This is a genomic window from Deinococcus peraridilitoris DSM 19664, assembly GCF_000317835.1.
In the GTDB taxonomy this organism is placed as follows: Bacteria; Deinococcota; Deinococci; order Deinococcales; family Deinococcaceae; genus Deinococcus_A; species Deinococcus_A peraridilitoris.
Window position 1 is genome coordinate 183,857 of record NC_019793.1, and the last position, 20,498, is coordinate 204,354.

Sequence of the window (20,498 nt, forward strand, 5' to 3'; positions counted from 1 at the left end):
GGGCCTCCCGACTCCGTATCAAGGGTAGCGGACCGGGTAATGTAAGTAGCCACATTCCGGCGATCTACCCTCGCAGTGGTGTGCGACTCCGACCGGCGCGCGCGCGCTCCTGAGGACGATCACGAGCAGCAGAGCAGCACCTCAGGGCGAGTGCATCCCCAGCGGATGGCGGTTCATGTCCTTGTACAGCAGGTATTTGCTCCAGCGTTTTCCGAGTGCGCCATACCATTGCGGGCAATGCGCGCCCATCCAGATCACGTCGCCCTCCTGTACCTGATAGTAACGCTCGCCCAATCGGTAGATGCCCTCCCCTTCCAGCATCAGCAGTCCGTGTTCCATGTAGTGCACCTCGACATACGGCAGGGTCGCGCCGGGAGCGTAACTCATGGTGGTCACCATGAAGTCGAACGAGGCCTCGTCGGGCAGCAGCTTTCGCGCGACCAGTCCGGGATCCCCCTCGAAGTGAGCACCGTCGAGGTCGCGCTCGTTTCCGATGACGACCTTCGGCAGTGTGAGAGGCAGCGACGGCGCTTCGAACGGCTTCTCGAAAACCGTCAGCCGCGAATCCTGCTCGGCAGTGAGCTGATGTTCGCTGCCTGCGGGCAAAAACGCGTAACCATACTCGGTCAGGATGTGGGTCTCACCCGCCACTTCGAGCCGCACTCTGCCGTGCTGCACAAACACAAAACGTCCGATGTGCCGGGGTGCCGAGGTGGCCGCACTGCCCGTCGGCATCTCGGCGCCGAACTGCACGAAGCGCGCGCCAAGGCCGATCACGGGAGCGATGTGCACGGTGCAGGCGTCTCGCGGCCACCCCTCGAGGCTGGTACGAACGAAGGTATCCGGGGTAATAAGCGCGTGTTCGGCCTGAATACTGGAACGGGTCAGTCCTAGTCGATGCATGAAACCTCAGTGGGGAGTTGAAACGGGGTGGTTGAAGCGGCTCGTCACGCGTCCGGATCAGGCCGCACAAAGCGGCCACGATGCGCCGCGTCAAATTTTCCTTCAGAGTAAACGGTGACCCCTCGAGAGAAGGTCTGACGCACGCACCCCTGAAAGGTGTACCCAAGATACGGACTGAGGCGCCAGCGATCGTGCAGGTCACTGCGCTCCAGGGTCGATGAGGCGTTGAGGTCGACCAGTACCAGATCGGCGTCGGCGCCGACACTCAGAGTGCCCTTGCCCGCAAAACCAAAACGGCGAGCGGGAGTGGTCGCGCTGAGCGCCGCCACCCGCTCCAGTCCGAGGCCCCGACGTGCGTGTCCTTCGGTGAGCAGGACTGTCAGGGTGGACTGCACGCCCGCGACACCACCCCAAACCTCGAAAAAATCTTCGGGTTGCTTGAGGGCCGGGTCGGAAGGCGAGTGATCCGAGCCGACCAGATCGACTTGACCGTTCAGGACGCAGTGCCACAGTTCCTCACGGTCGGGGTGGGGCCTCAGGGGCGGCGCACACTTGGCCAGGGCGCCCAGCCGCTCCAGGTCTTCTTCGGTGAAAAACAGGTAATGCGGGCAAGTCTCGATGCTGACGTCCACCCCGCGGGCACGCGCCTGGGCCGCCTGCACGACCGCCCGTCCGCTCGACAGATGCACGAGGTGCAGGCGCGCGCCCGTATCTTCGGCGAACATCAAGACACGCTGGACAGCCTCGACTTCGGCAGTGACCGGGCGACTTTTCAGGTAGTCGCGCACGCCCCGACCCCCACGCGACCGAATAAACTCCGTCCGCCAGCCTGTCAGTGCCTCGGACTCGGCGTGCACTGCGACGACCAATCCCAATTCGCGGGCCAGACTCAGACCTTCGAGCAGCGTCCGGTCGTCAGCGGCCGGAAACTCCGGGATGCCCGAGTTGCTCATGAACGCCTTGAATCCCATCACGCCCGCGTGCGCCAGGGCGGGCAGCGCTCGCACGTTGCCGGGAATCAGTCCCCCCCACAGGGCAAAATCGACCAGCGATCTCGCTTCTCCAGCGGCCCGTTTGGCCTGCAGGGCTGCCACGCTCACCACCGGCGGATCGGAGTTGAGGGGCATGTCGCAGAACATGGTGCCGCCGCCTGCCGCGAGCGCGCGGCTCCCGCTTGCCAGGCCCTCCCACTGTTCGCGCCCGGGCTCGTTGAAATGCACGTGTGTGTCCACCATGCCCGGAAAAACGTGCAGACCGCGGGCGTCGGTCTCGTGCCGGGCGCTTCCGGCAAGCCCATGCCCCAGCGCCACGATGACACCGTCCTGTACGGCCAGGTCGGCCACCTCCACGGTGTCTTCGAAGATGAATGCACCGCCGCGGATCAATTGGTCGTACATCAGGGCCGCTCCGTGCGTGCCCGCTCGGCGTCCAGACGACGCAGAAATTCCAGGCCAACCTGCAGCGCGAGTTTCACATCATCCTCCCGGACCGATTCATGCGGGTGGTGGCTCAACCCGTCAGGACTGCGGACAAAGACCATCGCCACCGGCGCCCGCTCGGCAATGATCATGGCGTCGTGACCCGCGCCGCTCGGTACGTCCGGCAACGGCACGTTCCCCGCGGCGGCGGCTTCCCGCAGCAGCTGTCGTAAGCCTGTGTCCATGGGCACTGCCTTCTGTTGGCTGCGCAGGGTCCACTCCAGATCCAGCCGACGTGAGGCGGCCAGTTGCTCGGCCTGGGCGCGCAACACCTCAAGCTGTCCGAGACGCACCTCGTCATGGGTGTGCCGCAGATCAAGTGACAGTTCGACCTCGCCTGGGATGACATTGGTCGCACCCGGAGAGACCCGCAGCTGTCCGACGGTCGCGACCAAACCGGGTGTTTCGCGGGCACGCTCCTCGACTGCCAGCACGAAGGCACTCGCGCCGCTCAGGGCGTCGCGTCGCAAGTGCATCGGCGTGGTCCCGGCGTGGTTGGCTTCTCCCCTGAAGGTCACCGTCAGCCGACTCTGACCGGCAATGGCCGAAACGAGGCCCAGCGGAAGGTCCTGCGTGGCCAGGCCGGGCCCCTGTTCGTTATGGAACTCCAGGTAGCCCAGCACCTTTCCTTGCAGTTCTGCACGCGAGATCTCCTCGGGCCGCAGGCCAAAATCGCGCAACGCTTCGGCAAAACTGATTCCCCGTGCGTCGGTCACGCCGAGCAGGTCGTGTGCGCGGCCCACCAGCGCACGACTGCCGAAGAAGGGCACGCCGAAACGCACGCCTTCCTCCTCCGAAAAGCCGATGACTTCGAGCGCGTAGGACAGAGGCGTCGAGGCAAGCGCCTCGACGAGCGCCAATCCCATGACGACGCCCAACACACCGTCGAAGCGTCCCGCGTTCGGGACGCTGTCGAGGTGAGAAGCAATCAGGAATGTCGCTGCAGGCCCCGGGTGCGCGGTGGGGGCACTTGCCGGAAACACCGCGCGGAAATTGCCCGCAGCGTCCACCGAGCTGACCATACCCAGCTGCTCGGCCCAACGCGCGAGCTTCGAATGAACACGCGTCATGGGTGCCGAGCAGAAGGTCCGCGTCAGGCAGTTTGGTTCTTCGCTTTCCTGGGCGAGGTCGTCGCACCATGTCATGACCTTGCGGGCCAGCCCTCCCAGTCGGTCGTTCATATTTCCCATCCTCGCAGCCTGGCGGCGACCAGCGGGAAATAATCCGCGCACGTGTCCGCCAGGACCAGGGTGTCAAGCAGCTCCCCGGCAAACGACTTCTCCTGCGCGTGCTCTTCACGCAGCTCGCGGTAGCGCTGGGGAGACAGGGTTCCGCCCTCTGTGAGGCGCACCCGATGGTGCACCCACTGCCACAGCTGGGCACGAGCGAGTTCCGCGGTAGCCGTATCCTCGATGCGCCCTTCACGCACGATCACGCCCAGCCCGGCGTGCCACGCGGCAAAGTAATCGAGCGCGATGCCCAGGGCTTCACGCACGGCGGCCAGCGGCACCGATGTGACCGGTGGGAAGGCGCTCAACTCCTCAGGTCCGGCGCCCTGAGCGCCGCGAGCCTGCGGCGGTTCCCGTGAGAAGGCTTCACGGACTGCGGGAATCAGGCTGGGCAGGCCAGCCCAGGCCGCCTGGTAGCCGTACGCCACTTCACGCCGCTTGTCCTGTGTCACGGCACTCAGGGCGGCCTGAGGATCTTGCGGATCGGGAGCAAGGGCGGCGCTTCCGCCCACCGCCCGACCGCCACGCCGCACGCACACGCTGGGCAGCAGACGCGCGTAGGCCTGCATACAGGGCTGATCCATGCCCAGACGCGCCCGCTCGGGCAGCACCGGACCCGCCTCCTGCCCGAGATGCTTCACGAGGCTGAACACATAATCCCAGCGTCCGGCGTTCAGGCCATACGCACGTTCGCGCAATTCGAAGAGCATCTCTTCGGCAAGCTGCGCCCCCGACCAGGTCTCGATTTGCAGACAGGGCCGGACGGTACCCGAAGGAAGTGACAGCAGCTCCTCGGCGCGCCTGAGCACCTGGTTCCAAAAGCGCGCCTCTGCCGGGCGTTCCAGCTTGGGCAGGTACAGGTAAAGGGGCGAACGGTGACGGTGGTGTGCCAGGAATACCGACAGATCCAGCAACGAGGCGATCACTGTTTCACCCGTGAAGCGAAACGAGAACTCCGGCAGATAATGCGGCCGGGGACGCAACATCAACGGCGTTCCTTCCAGATGACTCAGGTCGCGCAGATGCGCGTAGGCGCGGAGAACACCTGCGCGTGTGGGCGAGAAGGTATCGTCAAAATCCAGCATGACGGCGTCCACGTTCAGGACCAGCCCTTCACGCAGCGTCGCGTCATCTCCGGCGGTCACCACCAGCTCGACCGTGCGGCCTCGCAGTTCATCGGGGACGGGGGGCAGCTGCCAGTCCTCGGGCAGGTTCAGGGAGCGGGCTTCGGAGTCCTCCACCGTGGAGAGTGCACGCCAGATACCATAAAACTCGCGGTGCAGGGCCGCGTACAACCCGAGCGACTTCGAATCCAGCTGGTCTTCGAGAAGGCCAGGCGTCATATTCTTGTCACCCGACGATGTTGAATGTAAAAAAAAGCGGCTTTGATGTCTCGTAGAACACCACAGGGCACGCGTCTTGTCAAATCAGGCCAGCAGCAGTTCCACGTTGGCTTTGCCACCCTCGGTGACCGTCTGGCCCTGAATGGGCTGACCATTGATATAGACAGTAGCGTTGCTTCCCTGGGCCGACACGACTCCAGCAGCCATCAGAAACGCCAGGAGGACTCTCTGCAGGGTGTCATGACAAATACCCCGTCGCCGAGGTGGCTCAAATGAGGCAGGGCCCCTCGTCCGTCGTGCCCAGGTAGACTGCCCCAGAACGAATTTTGACCAGGAGGTCACGAGATGGGTTTGCGCTGGGGTGTGTTGGGAGCCGCGCGGATTGCACAGAAGCTCATTCCCGCCATCGCGCAGGCCGGCGGTCAGGTCACGGCAGTGGCCTCGCGGGACAGACCGCGCGGTCAGGCGTTCGCCACGACCTATGGAATCGGGCGGGTAGTGTCCTACGAGGAGTTGTTGGCAGACCCGGAAATCGACGCCGTTTATAATCCGCTGCCGAACGATTTGCACTTGCCGTGGTCGATTTCGGCCTTGCAAGCTGGAAAACATGTTCTGTGCGAAAAGCCGATGACCCTCAGCGCCGAGCAGGCTGCAGAGCTCGCCCGGGTAGCCGCGCACGCGAATCGAGTGGTCTTCGAGGCGTTCGCCTACCAGTTCGCGCCGGTCATGGCCGAAGCGGTGCGGTTGGTGCGGTCAGGCGCCATCGGCGAGGTGCGCTCGTGCCGAGGAACGTTCAGCTTCGTGCTGCCCGAGGGGGAGGATTTTCGCTGGCAACCTGCTCATGGTGGAGGTGCACTCTTCGACATCGGCTGTTACCCCGTTCACCTGACGCGCCTGATGCTGGGCGAGCCGCTCGCCGTCAGTGCGCAGGGCCGCTGGACGTCCAGCAACGTCGACATCGCGCTGCACGGCACACTGCGCTATGCGCAGGCGCTGGCGTCATTTCAATGTTCTTTCGACGAGGTGCACCACGAAGCGTTCGAAGTCGTCGGCACGGCAGGGCGCCTGACGCTCGATGGGCATCTCTTCAGCAACGTCGGCGAGGTTCGTCTGCGCCTCAACGAACAAGAGCAGCTCTTTCCTTATGAGAACGCCTATGCCCGAATGGTCAGTCACGTACAGGAACTGGTCACCCGATCCCTCGAGGATCAGCGAACCAGCGCGGCAGCAGCGGTGGCGCAAGGACGCGTCATCGACGCCCTCCTTCAATCTGCGCGGGAACAACGTGCCGTCCGACTCTAGCGAAAGCCCGCATCCTTCTGCCTCGTATGCCACGAGAACAGTTCGGGACTACACTGACAAGGCAAACACTTCGTGAATCACGAGGCCCACGCCTGACGCTTATCGCCCAAGTGACGCACTGTTTCGCGGTGCCCACGCCGCGCAAGGAGACTTCATGACCGACCGCCTTCCCCTTGATGTTCCCGGCCTGACCCTGACCCGTCCGCCGTCCTCGGAGGCGACCAGCCTGCTGACAACCGAGGCGATGCAATTCGTCGCCGATCTGCACCGCCGGTTCGACGCGCGTCGCCAGGAGCTGCTTGCCGCGCGCGAAGCCCGTCAGCAGCGACTCGACGCGGGCGAGCGTCCCGATTTCCTGCCCGAAACGGCCGATGTGCGCGCGGGCGACTGGCAGGTGTCGCCGCCCATGCCTGATCTGACCGACCGGCGGGTCGAGATCACCGGTCCAGTGGACCGCAAGATGATCATCAACGCACTTAACAGCGGCGCGAAGGTGTTCATGGCCGACTTCGAGGATGCCAGTACTCCCACTTGGGAAAACGTGGTAGCCGGTCAGCAGAATCTCTATGACGCGGTGCGCCGGACCATCAGCCTCGATCAGGGCGGTAAACAGTACCGCCTGCAAGATGAGGTGGCTACGCTGATCGTTCGCCCGCGTGGCTGGCACCTGCCAGAAAAGCACGTGCTGATCGATGGCGAGGAAGTCTCCGGGGCGATCTTCGACTTCGGGCTGTACTTCTTTCACAACGCCGCCGAGCGCCTTTCGCAGGGGAAAGGAACCTACTTTTACCTGCCCAAGCTCGAAAGCCACCTGGAAGCGCGCTTGTGGAATGACATCTTCAATTTTGCCGAAGACGCCCTGCAGCTTCCCCGTGGCACCATCCGCGCCACCGTGCTGATCGAAACGATCCTGGCCGCCTTCGAGATGGACGAAATTCTCTACGAGCTGCGCGAGCATTCCGCCGGACTCAACTGCGGTCGCTGGGACTACATCTTCAGCGTCATCAAGAAGCTGCGCGCCGACCCCCGCTTCGTGCTGCCCGACCGGGCGCGCATCACGATGGAAACGCACCTGATGCGCTCGTACTCACGTCTGGCCATCCAGACCTGCCACAGGCGAGGGGCCCACGCGATGGGCGGCATGAGCGCCTTCATTCCGGTCAAGAACGACGAGGCCGCCAACGACCGCGCCTTCGCGCAGGTGCGCGCCGACAAGGAACGCGAAGCGAGCGACGGGCACGACGGCACCTGGGTTGCCCACCCCGCCCTGGTGCCCGTGGCGCGTGAGGTCTTTGACCGGCTGATGCCCACTCCCAACCAGCTGCACGTGATTCCGGAGGTCCGGATCACGGCTGCGGACCTCCTGCAGGTGCCCGAGGGACCCATTACCGAGGCAGGAGTACGCCTGAACATCAGCGTGGCATTGCAGTACCTCGACGCCTGGCTGCGCGGCAGTGGTGCCGTGCCCATCAACAACCTGATGGAAGACGCCGCCACCGCCGAGATTTCACGCGCGCAGATCTGGCAGTGGCAGCGTCACCGGGCACGGCTCGACGATGGGCGCGAAATCGACCCGGAGCTGGTGCGCCGGCTGTTCGAAGAAGAGCTCGCCACGCTGGGACGTGAACGCTACGCCGATGCGGCCACCCTGCTCTATGACCTCGCCACACGTGAACCGCTGGTGGACTTCCTGACGTTGCCCGGCTACCGCCAGCTGGCATGAGTGAAGGGCGCCGGCATGGCACGCTGCAGCTCAGGGTGGTCTGGCGCACGGTGCACCGGAGCGCTTCTTGCCCTGGACATGGGGGACCTTTAGAATGCCCCTGGTGCCCGACCAGCTCGGCACGACGGCCCCTGGGCCAGGTCCGTCGCTCGGTATGGCAAAAAAGTGGCCGTCAGTCCGAGTGGCACAGGGCCAGCGCCTCGCCCGGCCAGAAGGAGTTCACGCATGACTCAGGGTAAATCTCCGCGCCGCAGCGGCGCCGCCGGACGCATCGTTTTGTGGATCGTGCTCGCCTTGTTCACGGCAGGTGGCGCCTACGCGTCCTACCTCAGCTTCAAAGCCAATCCCTACGTGTCAAACGAGGCGCGCAACGGCATCTCGAAGTGGCAGTTCATGGAAGAGTGCAAGGGGCAGCTTCGCACCCAGCTTCGCACCCAGCTGCAAGGTCAGATTCCTGCTGGCTGGACGCTGCAGTACCCGCCACCCGTGCAACGCGTTCAGAACGTCGTTCAGGCGCCGGAAGGCGGATGGGGATGGCAAAGCCTCGTGCTGATCCGCACGCCCGACGGCAACGCAGTTCCGGCACAGTTCGCCTGTGCGCACGACAAGAGCAACGGCGAAACCCGCATTCTGGGCGTACAACCCGCTCAACAATGAGTTCGGCAAGAGGGCCCTGACGCTCAGGGCCCTCTTGCCGTTCCGCGCCGCCGGGTGACTGCTCGGGACAAAGATCACGGTGAACGTCTGAAACTTCGTGCGGCCTCCAGCGCCGCCGCCGCGTTGAGCATGCCCGCTCCGCACGTTTTGGCAGCCGCCCGGTCGCAACTCCGGCCGGGAAAGGCTCCGGCACTGCGCTGAAGCAACGCGGACACGTCGTTCGGGGTCAGCCTGGTGTTGAGGCCCAACATGAGGCTGACCACACCGCTCACCAGCGGCGCCGCCAGGCTGGTGCCGGTATGACGGGCCGCGCCATTGGCGGTAAAGACGGTGATGGGCTCCGCGGCGCCCCCACCCGGGGCAGCCAACGTGACGCTGCGGCCCCAGTTGGCGTACGGGGCGCGCCGACCCTCGCGCCCCGTTCCGGTCACCGTAATGACGTTTCGGCAACCTGCAGGTGTGTACCCAGCGGCGTCGGCGTCATCGTTGCCAGCCCCGGCCACCACGATGACACCGCGTGCAGCCACCTCATCAAGCACCTGTTGTACCCGAGGATCGCAGCGGTCAAGTGGAATAAAGTCCGCGAATAGGCTCAGGTTGAGTACCCTTGCCGGAGATGGATTTCGCGGCGTGCCGGCGACTGGCAGACCCACCGCCCAGCGCATGGCGTCTACCAGGTCCTCAACCCGAACGTGACCGTGAATGTCGGCCACACGCAAGTGCACGATCCGTGCGCGGGGATTGACCCCGGCGAGCCCTGAGGCGTCGTGGGCCGAGGCGATCAATGACGCCACCATCGACGCGTGGTACGCAGTCTCACCGCCATCACGGGCGTCCGCATCACGGCCATCGCCGTCACCCGAGACGCTCACGTCCGAAACGAAATCGTAACCGTTCACCACCCGCCCGGCCAGGTCAGGAAGGGAGGCGAATCCGGTGTCCAGCACGGCCACCGTGACAAGCGCACCACGCGAAAGCTGCCAGGCGTCTTGCATGCGGATCGCGCTCAGATTCCACTGCTGTGCATAAAGCGGATCGCGTGGACGGTACGCCACGCCGGCGGCAGTTGGCGCAGCTGGCGGCGACAGAGGTTGAATCCGGATGGCTGCTGCAGGTCCCGGGCACAGCAGCAGCAATGAAAGCAGAAAGCGGCGCACCCGCTCAGTGTCGCGCAGCTCTCTGATGAGCGCCTGAATCTTCCCGTCACGCTACGCTGACGCATGACTTCGCCTCGACTGTCAGGTCCCCCATCCGCCTCACTGCACGTCATCGTGACGGGTGCGTCCAGCGGGCTGGGACGCGCCATTGCCCGTGATCTTCACGGACGTGGGCACCGCCTGGTGCTGGCCGCCCGCCGGGCCGAACAGCTTGAGGCGCTGGCTGCCGAACTCTCCCCTGCCGGACACCGGGTACTGGCGGTGCCGACGGACGTCGGTGATCCAGAAAGCCGCGCCGCCCTGATTCAGCGCGCGCAGGCGGTATTCGGTCCCCTCGACGTGCTGGTCAACAACGCCGGAGTCGGCGGTTCACGTGGCCAGACGTTCTGGGAGCTTCCCCTGCAGGAAGCGACTGTGGACATCAACCTTCTCGCCCTGATCGACCTGACCCATCAGACCCTGCCGGGCATGGTGGAGCGCGGGCGGGGGCATATCATCAACGTGGCCTCGGTGGCGGGTCTGATTGCCACCGAACCGCTCTACTCGGCCAGCAAATTCGGAGTGCGGGGTTTCTCGCTCGCAGTGCGGCGTCAGTTGCTCGGCACCGGAGTCCACGTCAGCCTCGTCTCGCCTGGATTCGTACGCAGCGAGATGACAGCCGACGTGCGTTTTCCCCTGCCTGGCCCGGAAACGGTGGCCCACGCTGTCGCGGGCCTGTTGCAGCGCCCACGCCGCGAGGTGGTGGTTCCAGGCGCCTACCGGGCCCTGGTGGCACTCGAGCGGGCCTGGCCCCGCCTCGGAGACCTGCTGGTTCGCCAGATCATGGCCCAGCGCCGCGCGCCCCGCTGATTCGCCACGCCGCGAGGCTGGCCGCCACTTCTGCCCGGTCGGTCACCCGACGGGCACATCGCGACCTCGGCGACGGGGTTCCCGTTGTTGGTCATCCTGCGGGCGCAGACGGCTCGACTGGCCTGGTAGGCGCGCTGTCAGCCGCGCTTGCCGTGAGGTGCGCGAGAACCCCGTGGGCCGCCTGTTCGGCTGACAGGTGCGTCGTGTCGAGCGTCAGGAGGTCCGGGTGATCGGGTACGAGCAGGGTGTGCTGGGTCAAGTAATGATCGAGGACCTCCACCGAGCGGGCTTTGAGCCGCTCTGCCCGTTCGGGAGTGATAATGCGCCGCCGAAGCTCGTGTTCCTCGCAAGTCAGGAGCACGGGCAGAAACACCGCGTTCCTGTGGCGTGCGATTTCTTCGACCTGGCTGAAGATCAGGCGATCGTTTTCGCTTTCGACGAGCATGTTGGTCATGATGTAACCAAGGTGCGCGGGCGCAACGCTCGTCATGGCTTCGAAAACGGCCGCCCGGACCCGCCGGACGAGTGGGCGGGTTCCGTCGGGCAGAGGGGTGACCCCATCCGCGCCGACCACGTGAAAAATTGGGTCGTTGATCAGGTGGTTGTCCACGACACGCCATCCCGTCCGGCGGGCCATCGTACGTGCGACGCTCAGCTTGCCGACGCCAGGCCAGCCAAGCAGGTAGACCAGCGGTGAATTCATCATCTGAGGTTAAGGCATGGAGGACCGAACGGCGTCGCCTTTGAGCGGGCGGTTCGCCGGAAACCAGGTGGCCTTCACGGCTTGTACACGTTTGCACCAGTCCCCGCAGACGACCTGCTCAGGCGGCGGACAATCGTTCTAGACTGTCTGGGTGCGCGCGCTGACTTTGAAACTTCTCGGTAATCTCAGCAGCCTGCTCGGCGGCCGGCTCCACCGTTTTGTCCAGCGGCGCCGTTCGCTGGGAATTCTGGGCATCGTCGGGTTCACAGGGCACGGCACCCCGGATGCTGCGGTGCTCGATGGCCGCGTACTGCGGCCTCAGAATCTGCTGCTGTCCAACGAGCAGGCTTCGCGCTGGCAGAACGCCCGGAATGTTGCCCGGCGTTTTGCCAGTCGTGAAGCCACCAACATTCTGGTTCGCGGTTCGCTTTACGGTGCCAGCGCCGAAGCACAGACCGACGACGAAGGCTATTTCAAGCTCAGGTTCCGTTTCGGCGAGCCGCTCGCCGACGGGTGGCATACCGCCACCCTCACCCTGCCGCACCTGAACGTCAGGTCCGAAGCGCCCGTCCGTATCGTGGCGGGCGCCGATTTCGGCGTGATTTCCGATCTCGATGACACGGTGGTGCAAACGGGCGTGACGCGGCTGTGGCAGATGATCGGCACCGTCCTCTTCGGCAATGCCCACACGCGTTTGCCCTTTCCCGGGGTCGGCGCGCTGTACCGGGCTTTGACCTGCGGCGCGGGCGGCACGTCCAACAACCCGTTGTTTTACGTCTCCAGCAGTCCCTGGAACCTCTTTGACATGCTGTGGACTTTCCTGGAGTACCGCCGCATACCGCTCGGACCGATTTTTCTGCGAGACTGGGGGCTGCACATCTTCCGTTCGGGCCACCACAGCCACAAGCTCGACGCGATCGAGGAGCTGTTCAGGACCTACCCGAACCTGCCGTTTGTCTTGATCGGCGACAGCGGCGAGCAGGATCCCGAAATCTACCGCGAAGTGGTGCACCGCCATCCCCAGCGGGTGCTGGCGGTATATATCCGTGACGTGGCCGACGCCCGGCGCGACCTCGACGTACTGCGCCTGCGCGCGGAACTGCGAGTGCACAACATCGATCTGGTCCTGGCCAGCGACAGTCTGGCCGCTGCCCACCACGCCCACGCGCTCGGCCTGATTCAGGCCCGAGGCGTTCGTGAGGTGGGCGAAGCGACCTGAACGCAGAAAGGCAGGCGCAGGACGACCGCGCACATTGCTTTCGGTCCTCCTGCGCCTTTGACTTTACTTGTCGAACTTCTGGTAGCCGGCGGCGCTGCGGTGATGTGCTCCACGCGCGTAATCCAGCTGCATCTCGACATCTTCCTTCTGGCCACGCTCCAGCAGATGCTCGGGCATCCAGTAATTCAGGCGCTCGTCGTCAAGCTGGACCCAGAGCTTTTCACCGTCACGCCAGAACACGATCTGATTGAATTCGTTGCGCTCTGCCCAGGCCCGGACTTCGGCGAGAAAACGCACGGACGCGGCACTCCCGGCCTGAAAGGGCTGACCGTCCTGCTCATTACGGATTTCGACGTTCACCATGCTCTCCCCCACGGTTCATAGCGTAGCGCACGCGTTCTGGCCGACCATTCCATGAAGGCTTTCTTAAGTCGTCGGCTGCAGGGCCGGACAACGGTAGCCCTGGAGCCAGCACGCACGTCAGGCCCGTATGCTGGACGGGTGATTCCTGGCCCCTCCGCTCACCACGAACCCGATCTCACAGGCCGGCCGCTCAGGGTTACCACGTTGAATGTCAACGGGTTGCGCTCCGCCCTGCGCAAAGGCCTGCTCGACTGGCTTGAGCGCGAACAAAGCGACGTGGTGCTGCTGCAGGAGGTCCGCGCCGATCCTCACCCGGAGGTGTTCGCGCCCCTGGGCTATTTCAGCAGCTGGTCACCCGCGCAGAAGGCCGGCTACAGTGGCGTCGCCGTGCTGTCACGACGTGCGCCGGACGCAGTTGAGGTCGGCGTGCTGCACGACGCTTACGACGCCGAAGGGCGGGTGCTGTTGACCCGATTCGGACCACTTCAGGTGGTGAGCGTGTACGTTCCGAGCGGCAGTTCCGGTGAAGCGCGCCAGCAATTCAAAGAAGAATTTCTGAAACACTTCCACGCCTGGACCCGCGAGCGGCTCGCGCGTGGCCCAATGCTGCTGGGCGGCGATCTCAATATCGCCCACCAGAACATCGATCTTAAGAACTGGCGCAGCAACCAGAAGAATTCGGGCTTTTTGCCGCAGGAGCGTCGGTGGCTGACCGAGTATCTGGCGCTGGGACTGCGTGACACCCACCGCGACTCGCTCGGCGAACGCGCCGAGTACACCTGGTGGTCAAACCGGGGCAACGCGTACAGCAACGACGTGGGCTGGCGCCTGGATTACCTGCTGTCGGGCGGGCTCACACTCGGTAATGTGCGGGCAGACCGGGAAGCGCGGCTCAGCGATCACGCACCTTTAACTGGAGAGTTGCTCGGTGCACCGGACCTGTCGCTGCTCCTGCGGCCTGGGCCGCCGGACACGCCTGGAGTTCCATGACAAACGTGTAGGCTGCCCAAAGCGCGTCCGGACGCACCGAATGCTATACTGCCGTTGGCCGAGACGGGCGCGGCGCGAAGCCTTGCGCCCCGGCACAGCCGCCTGCACTCACCCGAGTTCGCCCGTCATGACGGTGCGCAAGGTGCTCTTTCTCTCTGGGCAAGTTCGTAGTGAATGTTCGAGAAGGGCTGCCTTTGCCGGGTGATGTTCAAGATGCTGGAACCCATAGGTGTTGAATGCCGCAAAACAAGAAGGATGTCGCGGCCCCGAAGCGAAAAGCGCAGGCCAAGAAGCCCGCATCGCCCGGAGCAGCCGCTCAAAGTACCGCGAAACGCCAGCGCCAGGTGAAGGTCGCAGACGCGGTACCCCAAACTCTCCCTGAGACGCCCGAAACGGCGTCGGGAACCTCTCCCCGTCCGAAGCGTGGACGGAAAATTGCGCCTGTCGCAAACAGCCCAATCGACACCCCGACCCCTACGCCTACGGGCGAAATCAGCGCCTTACCCACCGGCACCGAGGCGCCCGTCAAACCCGCACGCAAGACTCGCCGCAGCGCCGTGCCGACAGCGTTGCCCGAAAGTCCCGATCCTTCCGTGGACAGCGTGGCCGAAGCACAAGCTGGCGCCGCCTTACAGAACGAAACCGCCCCAGAGGTGGCCGTTCAGATCGAGGAGGCGCCCAGCAAACCCGCGCGCCGTGGACGCAAACCACGTCAGGAAGCCGTTCGGGTGGTCCCTGAGGCTGCAGACCCCACCCCAGCAGCGGCCCCGTCTGAGGACACGTCGCTGCCCGCAAGGGTGGCCGAAGCCGCGCAGGTGTCCGTGGAGACGGGCGTGACCGTACGTCCAAAACCACGCCGGGGACGCGGTGCAAAAGCAAGCGACGAAGAGCTCCCTGCGGCGCTCTCCGAACCGGTAACACTGGCACCCTCCGCCACGGATTCGGCACAGGACGCCGACGCGCCCGCTGCGACTCCGACCTCCAAAGCCAAACGGGGCAAACGCACCACCAAACCACAAGTCGAGGCGTCCCCCACACGACGCGGCCGCAAAACCAAGGCAGCCGGACGCGACGAAGCTAGCCTGTCCGATACTGCAGGTGCCGCGAGCCCATTACCGGCCGCCGAGCTTAGCCACACCGAAGCCGACCTCGATACGCCGTTCACTCCCGACGAGTCGGATCTGCCGCTCGAAGTGGGCCCGATGCTCAACGAGCGTGAAGCGCGCGAACTGCTGCTGCAGGTCATGCGCAAACAGGACCGTCCGTTGCACGTGCGTGACCTCGAGCGCCTGCTTTCACGTCGCGAGCGTGAAAGTATCGGCTCACGAGCCGAGATCGAGGGCCTGCTGGAGCGCTTCGTGGCCTCCGGGGACCTTGTGCGGACGCGCAAACGCACCTACGGTCTGCCCGACGCCATGAACCTGGTCAAGGGGCGCTTTCAGTCCTCGGCGAGTGGCTTTGGCTTTCTGATTCCCGAAGCGGGCGGAGACGACTATTACGTCGCGCCCGAATCCACCCTGGAAGCCTGGAATGGAGACATCGTGCTGGTCCGCCCCGAAGGCCGGGTGCGCCGTGGCGAGTCTCCTCGCGCCACGGTCGTGCGGGTATTGCAGCGCGCACATTCCCGTCTGGTTGGCTCGTTGGAGCACAGCAAGGGTTACGCCCTGCTGAAGTCCGACGACAGCCGCGTCAAACACCGGGTGCTGCTGATGCCCGAAGGCACCGAGGGTGTCCCGACAGGTGCCCGCGTGCTGGCAGAACTGTTCTGGCCCGAAACCACCGGTGAAGATGAGGTGTTCGGACGCATCACCAAAGTGCTGGGCGAAACTGACGATCCGGAAACCGAAACGCAGGCCGTGATCATCAAATTCGATCTGCGCGACGAATTTCCGCCGGAAGTGCTGCAGGAAGCCCAGGCCATTCCAGCGCGCATTCCCGAAGAGGCGCTCACGGGACGGCTGGATCTTCGCTCCTACAACATCTTCACGGTGGACGGCAAAGACGCCAAGGACTTTGACGACGCCATCCACATCGAGCCGTCGCCGGGCGGAAACTTCGTGGTCGGCGTGCATATTGCCGACGTTTCGCACTACGTGAAGGCGGGTGGGCCCCTGGACCGCGAAGCGTACCTGCGCGCCACGAGCGTCTACCTGCCCGGACATGTGCTGCCGATGCTGCCCGAGCACCTCAGCAACGGTGTGTGCAGCCTCGTGCCGAACGAGGACCGCCTGACCCTGTCCGCCATGATCGAGGTGAGCGCCGACGGCGACGTGTTGAACGTGCAGCTGACACCTTCGGTGATTCGCTCGCAGGCCCGGCTGACCTACGACGAAGTGCAGGCTTACAGCGAGGGAGTCGCTACCCTGCCCGAACACGCCCGCAAGGTCGAAGGCGACCTGCACCTGCTGCTCAAACTCACTTCGCGCATGCGGCAAAAGCGTCTGCGTGAAGGCAGTCTCGACTTCAAGCTGCGTGAAGTCAAGGTCGACGTGGACAAGGAAGGCAACCTCCAGCTCATTCCCATCCGCGAGGAAACTGCGCGCGGCATGATCGAGGACCTCATGCTGCTCGCCAACAAGGTTGTGGCGCGCTTCATGCTGGAACAGAACGCACCTGCGCTGTACCGTGTGCACGAAGAGCCCACCCTGGGACGCTTCGGCGAGGTCAGTGCCGCGCTGGCGCGCATGGGCGTCGTGCTGGGTGAAGAGCCTACCCCGCAGGCGTATCAAGCGGCGCTCAAGAAGGTTCGCGGCACGCCGCAGGAAACCGTCGTGAACACCTTGCTGCTGCGTAGCCTCAAGCAGGCGCGCTACACCGGTGAGAACCTCGGGCACTTCGGACTCGCCTTCGAGGAGTACCTGCACTTCACGTCCCCGATCCGCCGCTACCCCGACCTGATCGTTCACCGCGCCCTGCGCGCCGCCCTGCAGGGCAAAACGCACGGCACGACGATGAACGAGTTGCGAGGGCAGCTTCCCCAGATGGGCGATCATACCAGCGAGCGCGAACGCAGCGCGGCTGAGGCCGAACGCGACCTCACCAAGTACTACCAGGCCAAGTGGGCACAGGCACATCTCGGTGAAAGCTTTGACGGCACCGTCAGCGGCGTCACGAGCTTCGGACTGTTCGTCGCCCTGGAAAACGGGGTCGAGGGCCTGCTGCACATCAGCAATCTCGACGACGACTACTACTTCTTCCTGGAAGACGCCTTGATGCTCAAGGGGCGCTCTTCCGGCCGGACTTACCGAATGGGTGACCAGGTGCGCATCACCATTGCACAGGTCAATCCCCTGGGACGTCAGATCGATTTTTCGCAGGAGACCGACATGACCGATGATGGCGTCAAGCCACGCGCCCGCAAGCGCGGCGAACGCGAGCAGGAACGCGCCGCCGACCGTGCAGTGCGCATTACCGAACGTCCCCCCCGACTGGCTGCCCTCGACGAGCAGCGTCAGAACAACGGGCCATCCACCCCACGCGTCGCTGCGGCCGAACCTCGGGGGCGTAGCGATGACCGACGTGGTCGCGTCGGTCGGGGCCAGCCGAGTGAGCGTCTCGCCCCGCCTGCCCGCACACCGGAACGAGGCGAGCGCGGTGGCAAGCGGCGCGTCGTAACCCTGGACCGTCCTCGCAACGAACACAACCGCCCGGTGGCCGTGACGGTTCAACGCATGTACTTCGGTGACTGGAGCAGCGAAAACCTGCGTGAAGACGAAGGGCAGGGCGGCACCAATCCCAACGGCTACCGTCGCCCGAGTGGCCCCAGACCACAGCAGGGACCGCAGTCCCGTGGCCCGTCGCAAGGTCCCCGCAACGCTGCGCCGCAGAGCGGTCCAGGACCAGGCGACGCCCAGGCCGCTGCCGCGCCTGCGGGTGACGGCGACCGCAACCGTCGCCGCCGCCGCCGCCGGGGACGCGGCAACGGCAAAGGCAGCGGCGAGTAAGCGGGACCTTCACCTGACAGGGCATACAGAAACGCCGGGAACGAACTCCCGGCGTTTCTGTATGCACGTCTTATACGAACTGTCGTTCACTGGCGAAAAAGTCAACGCAACCTGGTGCTACATCTCCATCCGGGTTTTGAGAAAGTTGGTCATGACCGCACCCCGTCTGTAAAAGGGGTTTTCCATGATCTTGATATAGAGCGGAATGGTGGTCTTGGGGCCCTGCACCACCGTCTCGTCGAGCGCACGTTTCATGCGGCGGATCGCGTGGTCACGGTCGTCGCCGTGCACGATCAGCTTGCCGATCAGGCTGTCATAGTGTGGCGGGATGACGTAGCCCGTGTACGCGTGGCTGTCGACCCGCACACCGGGCCCACCCGCGAAGTGTACGTTGTCGATCTTGCCTGCCGCCGGGCGAAAATCCTTGTTGGGGTCTTCGGCATTGATGCGGCACTCGATGGCGTGACCGCGCAGCACGATATCTTCCTGCAGCAGCCGCAGGCCTTCACCCGCCGCGATTTCCAGTTGCAGCTTCACGAAGTCCAGGCCGGAGATTTCCTCGGAGACACAGTGTTCGACCTGAATGCGGGTGTTCATCTCCATGAAGTAGTAGTTGCCGTCGCGGTCCACGATGAATTCCAGCGTACCTGCCCCGGCATAGTTGACGAACTTGGCGAGGCGCACACCTGCCGCGAGGATCTCCTGGCGCAGGGTGTCGGGCAGGGTGCTGGGCGCTTCCTCGATCAGCTTCTGGTTGCGCCGCTGAATCGAGCAGTCGCGCTCGCCAATGTGAATGACGTGCCCCTGACCGTCACCCATGACCTGTACCTCGACGTGCCGGAATTCCTCCAGAAACTTCTCCATGATGATGGCCGGGTCACCAAAGTACAGTCGGGCTTCTTCTTGCGCCTGCCCGAACGCGGAGCGCAATTCCTCCTGGGTACGCACCACTTTCTGGCCGCGTCCGCCCCCCCCGGCGCTGGCTTTCAGCAAGACCGGATATCCGATCTGCTTGGCCGACAAAAGCGCCTCGTCGACACTTTCCAGCACGCCGGTGCCCGGAACGGTCGGTACGCCAGAATTGGCGGCGATTTCGCGTCCGCCTGCCTTGCTGCCAAGAGCGCGCATGCTTTCTGGGGTGGGTCCGATAAAGACGATGCCGTGCTCACCGCACATCTCGGCAAAGTCAGGGTTTTCGGCCATGAATCCATAGCCAGGATGGATGGCCTCGGCGCCAGTCATCAGGGCCGCAGAGAGGATGTTGGGAATGTTGAGGTAGCTGGCGTTGCTCGCCGCTGGACCGACACACACCGACTCGTCGGCCAGCAGAACGGGCAGGCTGCCCTCGTCCGGCTGGCTGTAGACCACGACCGTCTTGACGCCCATTTCACGCGCCGTGCGGATCACGCGCAGCGCAATTTCTCCCCGGTTGGCAATCAGAATTTTCTTGAACATAGCAGTAAGCCCTCAGCTTTCAGGTGCGCGCGTTCAGTGGGCCAGCCACCCTAAACCGTCAGCCCCAGCATGGGCTGGGGCATTCACGGCCGACAGTTGAAAGCTGACCGCCCTTACTCGATGACAAAGAGCGTCTGACCGTACTCGACGGGCTCGGCGTTCTTCACCAGAATTTGTTTGACGGTTCCTGCGGTCTCGGACTCAATCTCATTCATCAGCTTCATCGCTTCGATGATGCACAACACCTGCCCGACTTCCACGCGGTCGCCCACCTTGACAAAAGGTGGCATCTCCGGTGACGACGCGGCGTAGAACGTGCCCACGATCGGGGCCTTGACGGGCGTACCGCTCGCAGCAGCAGCGGGAACAGCGCTCGCTTCCGCATTGGCCGTGGGAACGCTGACGGGTGTGGGCACGGGCGCCGCAACCGGAGCGCTCACCGGAGCACTCACGGGTGCTTGAACGGGCGCAGGCACCCCATACACCACCGGAGCGCCATCCGGGCCACGTTTGACGTTCAGCTCGTACTCACCGGTCTTGAGTCCAAATTCACGCACGTCGGCTGCAATAAGCGCGTCGAGGATGCGCTTGAGGTCACGGGGATCCATTCAGGCCCGCCCGAGGTACTCGCCGGTGCGGGTATCGACCTTGATACTGGCGTCCTGGTCGACGAACAACGGCACCTGCACGACAGCTCCAGATTCCAGGGTGGCGGGTTTGGTGCCGCCTGAGACGGTATCACCACGCACACCAGGGTCCGTCTGGGTAATTTTCAGGATGACCTGGTTGGGCAGGGAAATCTTGAGGGGCTTTTCGCGGAACATCTGCACCTCGACTTCCATGTTTTCCTTCATGAACCGCGCCGCGTCACCGGCCAGCACAGGCGGCAGGCTGATCTGATCGTAGGTCTCCATGTCCATGAAGATGTAGTCCTCACCGTCCTTGTAGAGGTACTGCATCGGCTTGGTCTCCACATAGATGTCCTGCAGCTTCTCACCGCTGTTGAAGGTCCGGTCAACGATTGAGCCGCTTTCCATGTTGCGGAACTTCGTGACCACCTTGGCGCCTCCGCGCCCCATCTTGAGGTGCGAGTACTCCAGGCACTCCCACAATCCGCCGTCCATTTCGACTTTCGTACCGTTTCGCAGGTCTGTCACACTGATCATTTGAAAAACTCCTCCAG

At 64.2% G+C, this 20,498-nt stretch carries 17 protein-coding genes; 7 read left to right on the plus strand and 10 right to left on the minus strand.

Features of this window, described 5'->3' with window-relative positions; translation table 11 throughout:
* Window positions 1-141: 141 nt before the first annotated feature.
* From allE to DEIPE_RS00745, 4 genes are read right to left on the minus strand one after another with little or no spacing between them, the layout of a single operon-like run.
* Entirely contained in the window at window positions 142-903 is a 762-nt protein-coding gene (allE, locus tag DEIPE_RS00730; RefSeq protein ID WP_015234063.1) for a (S)-ureidoglycine aminohydrolase, read from the minus strand.
* 44 nt (window positions 904-947) lie between these two features.
* Window positions 948-2,300, minus strand: coding sequence for an allantoinase (locus DEIPE_RS00735; protein ID WP_015234064.1), 1,353 nt, complete (start codon window positions 2,298-2,300; stop codon window positions 948-950).
* Window positions 2,300-3,562, minus strand: coding sequence for an allantoate amidohydrolase (locus DEIPE_RS00740; protein WP_015234065.1), 1,263 nt, complete (start codon window positions 3,560-3,562; stop codon window positions 2,300-2,302). The genes DEIPE_RS00735 and DEIPE_RS00740 overlap by 1 nt, the downstream gene beginning before the upstream one ends.
* Window positions 3,559-4,953, minus strand: a complete 1,395-nt coding sequence (locus DEIPE_RS00745) for an aldolase/citrate lyase/malate synthase family protein (protein ID WP_015234066.1) — start codon at window positions 4,951-4,953, stop codon at window positions 3,559-3,561. Before DEIPE_RS00745 ends, DEIPE_RS00740 begins: the two co-directional genes overlap by 4 nt.
* 345 nt (window positions 4,954-5,298) lie before the next feature.
* Between DEIPE_RS00745 and DEIPE_RS00750 the strand changes: the two genes are divergently transcribed.
* From DEIPE_RS00750 to DEIPE_RS21850, 3 genes are all read left to right on the plus strand, one after another.
* Window positions 5,299-6,255: a Gfo/Idh/MocA family protein gene (locus DEIPE_RS00750; RefSeq protein WP_015234068.1), complete on the plus strand. Its 957-nt coding sequence runs from the start codon at window positions 5,299-5,301 to the stop codon at window positions 6,253-6,255.
* 154 nt (window positions 6,256-6,409) lie between these two features.
* Complete coding sequence (gene aceB / locus DEIPE_RS00755) at window positions 6,410-7,978, plus strand: malate synthase A (protein WP_015234069.1); 1,569 nt, start codon at window positions 6,410-6,412, stop codon at window positions 7,976-7,978.
* Window positions 7,979-8,203: 225 nt separating this feature from the next.
* Window positions 8,204-8,635, plus strand: coding sequence for a hypothetical protein (locus DEIPE_RS21850; RefSeq protein WP_015234070.1), 432 nt, complete (start codon window positions 8,204-8,206; stop codon window positions 8,633-8,635).
* A 74-nt stretch (window positions 8,636-8,709) separates the two neighbouring features.
* Here DEIPE_RS21850 and DEIPE_RS00765 read toward each other — a convergent pair whose 3' ends face one another.
* A complete protein-coding gene (locus DEIPE_RS00765) occupies window positions 8,710-9,792 on the minus strand; it encodes a S8 family serine peptidase (protein ID WP_015234071.1) in 1,083 nt (360 codons plus the stop codon).
* A gap of 63 nt (window positions 9,793-9,855) precedes the next feature.
* Between DEIPE_RS00765 and DEIPE_RS00770 the strand changes: the two genes are divergently transcribed.
* Window positions 9,856-10,641, plus strand: coding sequence for an SDR family NAD(P)-dependent oxidoreductase (locus tag DEIPE_RS00770; protein WP_015234072.1), 786 nt, complete (start codon window positions 9,856-9,858; stop codon window positions 10,639-10,641).
* A 91-nt stretch (window positions 10,642-10,732) separates the two neighbouring features.
* On the opposite strand, the gene DEIPE_RS00775 is transcribed toward DEIPE_RS00770, so the two are convergent.
* Window positions 10,733-11,344: a P-loop nucleotide/nucleoside kinase family protein gene (locus DEIPE_RS00775; RefSeq protein WP_157448720.1), complete on the minus strand. Its 612-nt coding sequence runs from the start codon at window positions 11,342-11,344 to the stop codon at window positions 10,733-10,735.
* Between the two features lie 151 nt (window positions 11,345-11,495).
* Here DEIPE_RS00775 and DEIPE_RS00780 point away from each other — a divergent pair, with 151 nt between their 5' ends.
* A complete protein-coding gene (locus tag DEIPE_RS00780; RefSeq protein ID WP_015234074.1) occupies window positions 11,496-12,563 on the plus strand; it encodes an App1 family protein phosphatidate phosphatase in 1,068 nt (355 codons plus the stop codon).
* A gap of 63 nt (window positions 12,564-12,626) precedes the next feature.
* Here the strand turns inward: DEIPE_RS00780 and DEIPE_RS00785 are convergent, their stop codons facing one another.
* Complete coding sequence (locus tag DEIPE_RS00785) at window positions 12,627-12,938, minus strand: hypothetical protein (RefSeq protein ID WP_342663276.1); 312 nt, start codon at window positions 12,936-12,938, stop codon at window positions 12,627-12,629.
* Window positions 12,939-12,977: 39 nt separating this feature from the next.
* On the opposite strand from DEIPE_RS00785, the gene DEIPE_RS00790 reads away from it, so the two are divergent.
* Both DEIPE_RS00790 and rnr read left to right on the plus strand, forming a co-directional pair.
* Complete coding sequence (locus DEIPE_RS00790) at window positions 12,978-13,916, plus strand: exodeoxyribonuclease III (protein WP_015234076.1); 939 nt, start codon at window positions 12,978-12,980, stop codon at window positions 13,914-13,916.
* A gap of 236 nt (window positions 13,917-14,152) precedes the next feature.
* Entirely contained in the window at window positions 14,153-17,860 is a 3,708-nt protein-coding gene (rnr, locus tag DEIPE_RS00795; protein WP_015234077.1) for a ribonuclease R, read from the plus strand.
* A gap of 117 nt (window positions 17,861-17,977) precedes the next feature.
* Here the strand turns inward: rnr and accC are convergent, their stop codons facing one another.
* The 3 genes from accC to efp all read right to left on the minus strand — a co-directional run bounded on the left by accC (window position 17,978) and on the right by efp (window position 20,481).
* A complete protein-coding gene (gene accC / locus DEIPE_RS00800) occupies window positions 17,978-19,315 on the minus strand; it encodes an acetyl-CoA carboxylase biotin carboxylase subunit (RefSeq protein WP_015234078.1) in 1,338 nt (445 codons plus the stop codon).
* A gap of 113 nt (window positions 19,316-19,428) precedes the next feature.
* Window positions 19,429-19,923: an acetyl-CoA carboxylase biotin carboxyl carrier protein gene (accB, locus tag DEIPE_RS00805; protein WP_015234079.1), complete on the minus strand. Its 495-nt coding sequence runs from the start codon at window positions 19,921-19,923 to the stop codon at window positions 19,429-19,431.
* Window positions 19,924-20,481: an elongation factor P gene (gene efp, locus DEIPE_RS00810; protein WP_015234080.1), complete on the minus strand. Its 558-nt coding sequence runs from the start codon at window positions 20,479-20,481 to the stop codon at window positions 19,924-19,926.
* Window positions 20,482-20,498 lie beyond the last annotated feature (17 nt).

Bases quoted from the DNA above. Each gene is read 5' to 3' on its own strand.
- DEIPE_RS00745 (WP_015234066.1), bottom strand. From the start codon at position 4,953: ATGACGCCTGGCCTTCTCGAAGACCAGCTGGATTCGAAGTCGCTCGGG.
- rnr (WP_015234077.1), top strand. From the start codon at position 14,153: ATGCCGCAAAACAAGAAGGATGTCGCGGCCCCGAAGCGAAAAGCGCAG.
- efp (WP_015234080.1), bottom strand. From the start codon at position 20,481: ATGATCAGTGTGACAGACCTGCGAAACGGTACGAAAGTCGAAATGGAC.
- DEIPE_RS00775 (WP_157448720.1), bottom strand. From the start codon at position 11,344: ATGAATTCACCGCTGGTCTACCTGCTTGGCTGGCCTGGCGTCGGCAAG.
- DEIPE_RS00735 (WP_015234064.1), bottom strand. From the start codon at position 2,300: ATGTACGACCAATTGATCCGCGGCGGTGCATTCATCTTCGAAGACACC.
- allE (WP_015234063.1), bottom strand. From the start codon at position 903: ATGCATCGACTAGGACTGACCCGTTCCAGTATTCAGGCCGAACACGCG.
- DEIPE_RS00790 (WP_015234076.1), top strand. From the start codon at position 12,978: ATGAAGGCTTTCTTAAGTCGTCGGCTGCAGGGCCGGACAACGGTAGCC.
- accB (WP_015234079.1), bottom strand. From the start codon at position 19,923: ATGGATCCCCGTGACCTCAAGCGCATCCTCGACGCGCTTATTGCAGCC.
- DEIPE_RS00740 (WP_015234065.1), bottom strand. From the start codon at position 3,562: ATGAACGACCGACTGGGAGGGCTGGCCCGCAAGGTCATGACATGGTGC.
- accC (WP_015234078.1), bottom strand. From the start codon at position 19,315: ATGTTCAAGAAAATTCTGATTGCCAACCGGGGAGAAATTGCGCTGCGC.
- DEIPE_RS00770 (WP_015234072.1), top strand. From the start codon at position 9,856: ATGACTTCGCCTCGACTGTCAGGTCCCCCATCCGCCTCACTGCACGTC.
- DEIPE_RS00750 (WP_015234068.1), top strand. From the start codon at position 5,299: ATGGGTTTGCGCTGGGGTGTGTTGGGAGCCGCGCGGATTGCACAGAAG.
- DEIPE_RS21850 (WP_015234070.1), top strand. From the start codon at position 8,204: ATGACTCAGGGTAAATCTCCGCGCCGCAGCGGCGCCGCCGGACGCATC.
- aceB (WP_015234069.1), top strand. From the start codon at position 6,410: ATGACCGACCGCCTTCCCCTTGATGTTCCCGGCCTGACCCTGACCCGT.